At 45.4% G+C, this 8377-nt stretch carries 5 protein-coding genes; 3 read left to right on the forward strand and 2 right to left on the reverse strand.

Annotated elements, in window-relative coordinates; translation table 11 throughout:
- Positions 1-490: 490 nt before the first annotated feature.
- From SWH54_07650 to SWH54_07660, 3 genes are all read left to right on the forward strand, one after another.
- Entirely contained in the window at positions 491-682 is a 192-nt protein-coding gene (locus tag SWH54_07650) for a zinc ribbon domain-containing protein (protein ID MDY6791126.1), read from the forward strand.
- 439 nt (positions 683-1121) lie between these two features.
- A complete protein-coding gene (fdhF, locus tag SWH54_07655; protein ID MDY6791127.1) occupies positions 1122-3890 on the forward strand; it encodes a formate dehydrogenase subunit alpha in 2769 nt (922 codons plus the stop codon).
- Positions 3891-4075: 185 nt separating this feature from the next.
- The gene (locus SWH54_07660; protein ID MDY6791128.1) at positions 4076-6121 is read left to right on the forward strand and encodes an RnfABCDGE type electron transport complex subunit B; all 2046 of its coding nucleotides are present in this window, start codon (positions 4076-4078) and stop codon (positions 6119-6121) included.
- Positions 6122-6485: 364 nt separating this feature from the next.
- Here the strand turns inward: SWH54_07660 and SWH54_07665 are convergent, their stop codons facing one another.
- Together SWH54_07665 and SWH54_07670 are read right to left on the reverse strand one after the other, a co-directional pair.
- Entirely contained in the window at positions 6486-7280 is a 795-nt protein-coding gene (locus tag SWH54_07665; GenBank protein ID MDY6791129.1) for a hypothetical protein, read from the reverse strand.
- Between the two features lie 86 nt (positions 7281-7366).
- Positions 7367-7987 (reverse strand): hypothetical protein, encoded by a 621-nt coding sequence (locus SWH54_07670; GenBank protein ID MDY6791130.1) that lies wholly within the window; start codon positions 7985-7987, stop codon positions 7367-7369.
- Positions 7988-8377 lie beyond the last annotated feature (390 nt).

The following is an 8377-nucleotide window of genomic DNA, read 5'->3' on the forward strand; positions in this document are numbered from 1 at the left end:
ATAATGGCCAGGGCCACGTACAATGAAATAGTAAAAAACATAGGCGCATTTCCTAGCTTGAGTTCTAAAATACCAATTAGAAAAAACTATAAATTCTTATATATAAGCAAGCTGTATGCCACCGATTGTCTATATCCGATTATTCAATCCATGTAAAATAAAAAAGATATTAATTTAATAAAATCATGACATAAATTGACCCGCATTTATTGTTTAATAAATTTAATTCAAATTGAATATGACCGACAATTGCAATAAATATATTTCATGGCAATAAAATAAATGCATGCCGTCGGAGCCCATTTAGGGCTAAGGAGATAAGAGGGCAAATATAAGTTTAAAGTGATTTAGCTGTTTTTATTAAATACGTCTGCTACAGCCAAATCTAAGCTTGACAAGGCTGAAAATGAGTATATAATTTCAGCGTTCTAAAAAACAAGAAAAATTTCATTGAAGTATATGCCTTTACGGGTGTCAGGGAGAAAATATAATGCCGGTTTATGAATTTGAATGCCCCAATGGTACAGTCAGCGAAAAGTTGGTCAGGATGGATACGAAAAAAATATTATGTCCCGTATGCCATCAGGAAGCAAAAAAAATTATATCTGCATGCAGCTTTGAGTTGAAAGGGGGAGGTTGGTATGCGGACGGATATTCATCCAAAAAAAACTCACAGAAATAATAAAAACTTATCTTTTAAAAAAATTAATTTCCTGCTTAAATAGTCATCTTACAGGTGACCTTATTTTTATTTCCGATATCCTCGCTTTGATAAAAGGATTGCACTTGATTCTTTGTTTGCCGTTTTAGCTATTCTCCTGAAGTCAGGTGCGTGTGTTCGATCTGTCTTAAAACTTAGATTTTTGAATACGGTATTTGCAAACTTAAAATTTGAGACAGTTTCAAAATGTTCAATTTCGTAGTCCACGCTTATCTGTTATGATCAAATTTCAACCTTCCCGGTACGATTGCCCGAGTTTTTAGGGTTCCCAAAGCGGGATCTACGCTTCGCTTTGACGGGCAGGAATACACTGGAGGATAATGTTAAAGCCAGAATACGAGCCTGACCCCAGAGAAATAGACTCATAAGAAATTTACAACACAAAGGAGAAACCTCTGTCATGGTGAAAGGGAAGAGCATTGTTATCAACGGAAACGAGTTGCTATTTGAGGCTGGTGAAACGATTCTTGATGTTGCCCGGCGAAATGATATTGATATTCCTACCCTTTGCTATTTAGAGGGAACCATTCCTCATGGTGCCTGCCGGATCTGTGTGGTAGAGATCGAGGGTGCCGACAAACTGATGACTGCCTGCGATACTCCTGCCTGCGACAATATGATCGTGGAGACCGAGTCACCTCGCGTGGTCGAGGCACGGCGTTCGATCATTCAGCTCATGCTTTCCTCAGGCAATCATAACTGTGCCATCAGCGGATACAGCGGTGAAAGCTGGGAATCGTTCCAACTTCGGGTTCAAAAGGAAGACGATGCCGGTGAACTCTGCCCGGTGTGGGGCGACTGCCGACTTCAGGACCTGGCCTATCGCTATCAGGTAGTAGGCAGCCAGGCCTTGGAAACCCGGTCTTTCTATCCCATGGAAACCGTCAACCCATTTATCGTAAGAGATTTTTCACGCTGCATCCAGTGCGGGCGTTGCGTCAAGGCCTGTCGTGAAATTCAGGTCAACAATGCCATTGATTTTGGCTACCGGTCCAGTGAAACAAAAATCGTGACCCCCGGCGACAAGCCTCTTAAGGATTCCGCTTGTGTTTTTTGCGGGGAATGCGTCCAGGTTTGCCCGGTGGGAGCGTTGGTTGAGAAGAACGCCCGTTACCAGGTCCGGCCCTGGCAAACGACCCGGGTTAAAACCACCTGCACTTACTGTGGCGTCGGTTGCCAACTCTATCTGCATGTCAGAGAAAATAAAATTGTAAAGATCACCGGAGCCGAGGAGTCGTCGCCCAACTACGGTAGCCTGTGTGTCAAGGGCAGGTTTGGATTCGATTTTATCAACGATCCCAAGCGACTGACCGTTCCCCTGATTAAGCAAGACGGGGCCTTTCGGGAAGCATCTTGGGACGAGGCTCTCGACCTGGTGGCCCAGCGGCTCGGGCAGATCAAAGATCAATCCGGATCAGACAGTATTGGGGTTTTGACCTCCGCCCGTGTTTCCAACGAAGAAAATTACATTGCCAACAAGTTCACCCGTGCTGTTTTAAAAACCAACAACATCGATCATTGCGCCCGTCTCTGACATTCCTCCACCGTGGCCGGTCTGGCTGCAGCCTTCGGAAGTGGTTCTATGACAAACACCATTGCAGATATTGAATCGGCTGAGGTGATTCTCATTACCGGTTCAAATACAACGGAAAACCACCCGGTGGTGTCTTCATTTATAAAACGGGCGGTGGCCTTCAAAGGGGCCAAACTAATTGTCATCGATCCTAGAAAAGTTAAAATCACCGAGCATGCCAATCTATGGCTACGACCAAACCTGGGGACCGATGTGGCCTGGATCAACGGAATGATGCATGTGATCATTCAGGAAAATCTGTTAGACAGGACTTTTGTTGAAAAAAGAACTGAGGGATTTGAGAAGCTGGAAAAGATGGTTGAAAAATACACCCCGGAATTTGTGGAAGGGATTACCGGTATTGGTTCCCATAGCCTCATCGAAGCAGCAAGATTATATGCCGGGGCTAAAAATGCCAGCATTCTTTACTGCATGGGGATTACCCAGCATACGACCGGAACGGATAACGTAAAATCTTTAGCAAACTTAGCCATGTTATGCGGCAATTTGGGCATTCCCGGAGGCGGAGTCAATCCGTTAAGGGGCCAGAATAATGTTCAGGGCGCCTGTGACATGGGCGGCCTTCCCAATGTTATGACAGGATATCAGCCGGTCACCGATCTGGCTGTTGTCAAGCGGATGGAAGATGCCTGGGGGGTGAATCACCTTCCGACAAAACCCGGTCTTCAGGTCACCCAGATGATTCCCCAAGCCCATGATGGAGAGCTAAAGAGTCTTTATATTGTCGGAGAGAACCCATTGGTTTCTGATCCGGATTTGAACCATGCGAGAAAGAGCATGCAAAATCTTGATTTCCTCGTGGTCCAGGACATCTTTATGACGGAAACAGCTCAACTCGCCGATGTGGTGCTGCCGTCCTCCTGCTTTGCGGAAAAGGATGGGACTTTTACCAATACGGAAAGACGGGTGCAAAGGATAAGGAAGGCTGTTGATCCGCCGGGTCAGGCAAAACACGATTGGGAAATTATCTGTGAAATAGGAACCAGGATGGGGTATTCCATGTCCTATGACAGCAGTGAGGATATTTTTAATGAAATTGCAACTGTGACACCATCCTATGCCGGGATCAGTTATGAAAGGATTGAACAGCAGGGGATTCACTGGCCATGTCCCACCCCTGAACACCCGGGCACGCCCATCCTGCATGCCGGCCAATTTACCAGGGGAAAGGGGTTGTTCCATGCGCTGGAATGGGTGGCACCGGCTGAACAAACCGATGACGAATATCCCGTACATTTGACCACCGGTCGGGTGCTTTACCAATTCCATACCGGCACGATGACCATGAAATCAGATGGGTTGAATGAGAGGGCTCCGGAAGCGTTTGTTGAAATATCCCGTCAGGATGCAGAAACATATAAACTTACCGACGGTGCCATGGTAAACATTGACTCTCGCAGAGGGAGTATTAGCGCCCGGGTGAAAATCTCGAAAAAGGCTGTGGATGGCACCGTATTTATTCCTTTTCATTTTGCACAGGCTGCGGCTAACAAACTCACCCATGCGGCTTTAGATCCGATTTCAGGGATACCGGAATACAAGGTGTGTGCGGTTAAATTATCCTCAGCGGCCTAGTGTGAGATCAGATCACCTGTTGTAGAATGTGTTCTGGATTTGCCTTGGAAAGAAGCGCAGATTCAGGGCTAAAAAAGGGAAATACTGGCTTTATATCAAGACCTGACATGTTTGCTTTGGCTGAAGGATCAGGTTTATCATGTTGAAATAAACGACGTAACGATTTGATGAATGGGAGATGAAATATGGTAGAAGCGGTTATGATGATGGGCGGTCTGGGGTTGGTGCTTGGTATCGCACTCGCTATTGCTTCCAAGGTTTTCTATGTTTACGTCGATCCGTTAATTTTGGCAGTTGATGAGGCCCTGCCGGGTGCCAATTGCGGCGGATGCGGCATGCCGGGCTGCACGTCCAATGCCGAAGCAATTGTGGCCGGCAAGGCCTCGCCTAACTCATGTGTGGCGGCAGGACCCGAAGTGGCGGAAGCGATCGCTGCCATCATGGGGGTAACCATTGAAGCCAAAGAACCGGATATTGCCAGACTCGGCTGTACCTACGGGGTGCAGGATGCCGATGTAAAATATATTTACAGTGGCTTGAACGACTGCCGTGCGGCTGCTTACCTGAGCGGCGGCATGAAAGTCTGTACGATCGGCTGCCTGGGTTTTGGTACTTGCGCCAGAGCCTGTCCGTTTAACGCCATTACCATGGGGCCCGAAGGGCTGCCGGTAGTCGATGAAGAGCGTTGCACCGGCTGTGGTACGTGTGAGCGGGTCTGTCCCAAGCACATCATTACCATGTCGTCGGTTACACGGCGTATCATCCGCGAATACACCACGGAAGATTGTACCACCCCCTGCCAGCGCGCCTGTCCGGCCGGCATCGATATCTGCGAGTATATTCGCCAGATAACGCTTGGCAACTATTTGCAGGCTGTCCAGGTAATCAAGGAACGCAACCCCTTTCCCACAGTAATCGGACGCATCTGTCCGCGTCCCTGTGAGCAGGAATGCAGGCGTCAGTACGTCGACGAAGCGGTGGCCATCAATTTTCTCAAGCGTTTTGCCGCCGACTACGAAAAATCCCAACATCAACGCATTTTGCCCTATAAAGCACCGGCTACCGGTCGCAGGGTCACTGTGATCGGTGGTGGGGTTCAAGGACTTTCAGCCGCTTTCTTTTCCAGTCGTCTGGGTCATGAGACCAAGGTGTATGAGGCCACCAGTGAACCGGGCGGGCTGCTGCGAAGCGCCATCGCCTTTTATCGGTTACCGAGAGAAATCTTGGATTGGGATATCGACGGTATCCGTGAAATGGGTGTCACCATCGAAACAGAAAAGGCGCTGGGTCGGGATTTCGATATTACCGGACTGCTCAAAGATGATGAAACCGTTTTCCTGGCAACCGGAGGGTGGGACAGCCGGTTGGGACGCGGGGCAGACGCCTGGCAGGTCCAGCCGATTCCCCATACCCACCTTTTGATCGATTTTATCCAGCACACAGATCAAATTACCTGCGGGTCGAAGGTGGTGATTGTCGGCGGCGGCAAGCCGGCTCTGGATGCCGCCCGGAAATGTCAACAGGGGGGGGCATCATCAGTTAAGCTGCTGTTCCGTGAAAACCGGGATGAATGCGACATAGACAGCGACGTGGTGAATACTTTGAAACAGGAAGGAATTGCGATCTATTTCAATACCGCCATCAGCCGCCTTATGGGTGAGGAAAATCATCTGACCGAGGTGGAGTATATTGAACTCGACACCCGGGTTGCAGCAAATATGCCGGTTAATACGCTGCTGATCAGTTCCGGGAGATTTCCCGAACTCATATTTAGCAAAATTCAACCCCAGGCGCCCGAAGATGAAGATGGAGAAATATCCGATGATCCGCACAACGGACCTCTGCAGTGGGAGGCTATCGAGACGGTCAAAAAGCCGGACAATAAAGACGAATTCGGGCTGCTGGCTCCCGGTGATGACCTAACGGACTACACGGCTGCCATCAAAGCAATCGCTGCCGGTCGCCGGGCAGCTGCTGCCATCCATCATGTTATGTACGGAAAGCCGATTGACCATTCACCCAATGTGTTAACTGTGGAAACCTGGGTTCAGAATGTCGACCATGTCCATCACGTCATCCCAAGCCCCCGCCAGATCATGCCGCTGGGCGGACCAAGGGAAATGGTCATGGGAGAAGATATGGAAAAAGGCTTTAGCAAAGAGGTGGCTGACCAGGAGGCCAAACGCTGCCTGCAGTGCGGGTTGATCTGTTATCAAAAGGAAAAAAATTAAGATTTTTACCTGCGGTATGCCTGTTCCGCTTTATATCGTCATTCTCAAAAATTTGTTCCGTGTAGGGGGGTGATAAAAGTAACCCTCTGAAAATGTTAAAAGTAACCGGGGACGGTCTTGACACTGCTTGACAATTTGCCTGATTCGTGACGTTTTTCAAAGAATGTTTGATAAATAAAATAAATAAGGTTGATGACAAGAGATGATAAAATTATACACAGGTTTATCAAAGTAGTTTTGAAAAAATAACGACTACAAATAAGATGCGTACCATAAGCATTCCGAGCCTGCACGGCCTTTACGATAAACCGCTCAGCTTTTTCACGTCAACTTAATTTGCATATGTGTTAGATGAGAGTTCGCATCAACTAAGCTGGTCCGCAAAACGTTCGGCTTCTTCAAAACTTTTAAGCTTGATAAGGGGTTCAGTGGACTCATCTTGGCCAGGTCTCACTTGGACTATAATTGCAAAAGGCTTATCCTTTGCAAATTTGTGTATTTCATTCCATTTATGAGCAAGATACCAGGAAGCGCCTGAAGAACCCCATTCTCCGTATCCAGCACAAATCAGCCATATCCGCTCCTGAAATTGAGATGGGTGAATTTTAATAATCACTCCATAGTCAAATCCAGGACGATGATTCAGTAAAGGTCTATTTGTTTTTTGTGTAATAAAAGTTTTGTCACCAAAAGACAAAAAGCTGTTACCTTCATTCGTGAGAAGATCTCTACTTTTATAATTTGATGATGGTCCGCCGAAAGCAACAAATGAAATATTTAATCTTTCTTGTAGTTCGAAGTCAGACGACAGTTCAGGACTCCGCTTGGCTTCTTTTCCTATAATCTCAGAGAGATACTTTGCGGCCCGGAGCTCACAAGAGCTAACAGGTCTCTCAATTGAAAATCCGGTTTCACTCGTTTCTTCACTCGGCTTTACATATGGATGTGTATTTATGCTACCATTTTCATTCTGCTGTGGAGGTAGAGCGAGCTGAGCATACACTAAATGTAATCCATATAGGGAAAAAAGATCATTGCCAAAAATATTTTTAAATTTACGAAGTTTTAATTTTGAAGCTGCAAACTTCCCAAATTCGATCAGGCCTACTGTGATTGCACCCCCGATAACGTTTAAAACGATTTGAGTCACTGAGTCCATTATAACCTTTATTATAAAATTACAGTTCGTCTAACGCTCATCCTGATAGGTGCGTGGGCATCCTTTCCGCGCATCCTTGTCCAGGCTCATTTTTTAATAAACCACCTATGATTGTTTGTTGTTTCTGGCTTATCGAATTTCAATATACACACTGTCAGCCAAGAACGCTTCCCATTATGGATTTCTTCAATTTTATAAGTTGTCAAATTTAATATTTTGATAGTTTTTTGTATAGTTTCTTTATAATAAGAATCGAATATTAATGCTCTTTTTTTATTCGCAGGCAAGCTCGGAACCTGCTGTTTTTCTGAGCCTTGCATTTTTTTGTGACTCTTATATTTGAGAGTGCAGTTTCTTGAAAAATACTGTTCAAGTTGACCTGTAATCACAAAAGCCCATGCAAAGACCTCATGACTGATAGCCACATCGTTATTTGTTTTATTCTTTTTGATCCAGTATTCACGTACTTCAAATTGTTCAGGATTATTTTTTGCTTCATTATCTGGGTGTTTGAGCCAAGTGATTGGGTTTTCATCTATGGATTTTATTTCACATATATAATATTTGTTAGTAGTTCTTTTAAGAGAAGTAATAGAATCACATCCTCCTGTACAGCAAAATTCCCCCGGTTTTGTGAAAGATGCCTGTAGATAAACATCATATTTATCTGCCAGAGTCTCTTTAACGTAGTGGTAAAACCAAGACATCAATTATCTCTCTGAGCTAACATTAAATATTGATTCGCTGCAAAAGAGTAACAGCTTATTGAAAAAATGAATATAAGCAGGATCTGTGCAGCGATTATTCGACCGTAGAATAACTTTACCCTTTATAATAACATATCCAATTGAATATTCAACAAAAATATATTGGGTTTTGTACAACAAACTGACTCAGGAACTGGACCAAATTATCAACCTGGGAAATTGTGTGCCGGACCAGGCAAGGGGACATAACTTCCATAAGAACATAAATTAAGCCTGTTCAACACTTATTTAAATTAATAATAACAAGATGTTAAACGGGGACTAAGACTACAGTTACCCCCACTTTAATGCGTTTGGGAGTAGGGGGTTTCTATTAAAGCCAGTATTTTA

Source organism: Thermodesulfobacteriota bacterium, assembly GCA_034189135.1.
Lineage (GTDB): Bacteria > Desulfobacterota > Desulfobacteria > Desulfobacterales > JAUWMJ01 > JAUWMJ01.

What these genes read in the sequence shown, in the direction of transcription:
- SWH54_07650 (MDY6791126.1), top strand. Translation starts at nt 491, where the DNA reads ATGCCGGTTTATGAATTTGAATGCCCCAATGGTACAGTCAGCGAAAAG.
- SWH54_07660 (MDY6791128.1), top strand. Translation starts at nt 4,076, where the DNA reads ATGGTAGAAGCGGTTATGATGATGGGCGGTCTGGGGTTGGTGCTTGGT.
- SWH54_07665 (MDY6791129.1), bottom strand. Translation starts at nt 7,280, where the DNA reads ATGGACTCAGTGACTCAAATCGTTTTAAACGTTATCGGGGGTGCAATC.
- SWH54_07670 (MDY6791130.1), bottom strand. Translation starts at nt 7,987, where the DNA reads ATGTCTTGGTTTTACCACTACGTTAAAGAGACTCTGGCAGATAAATAT.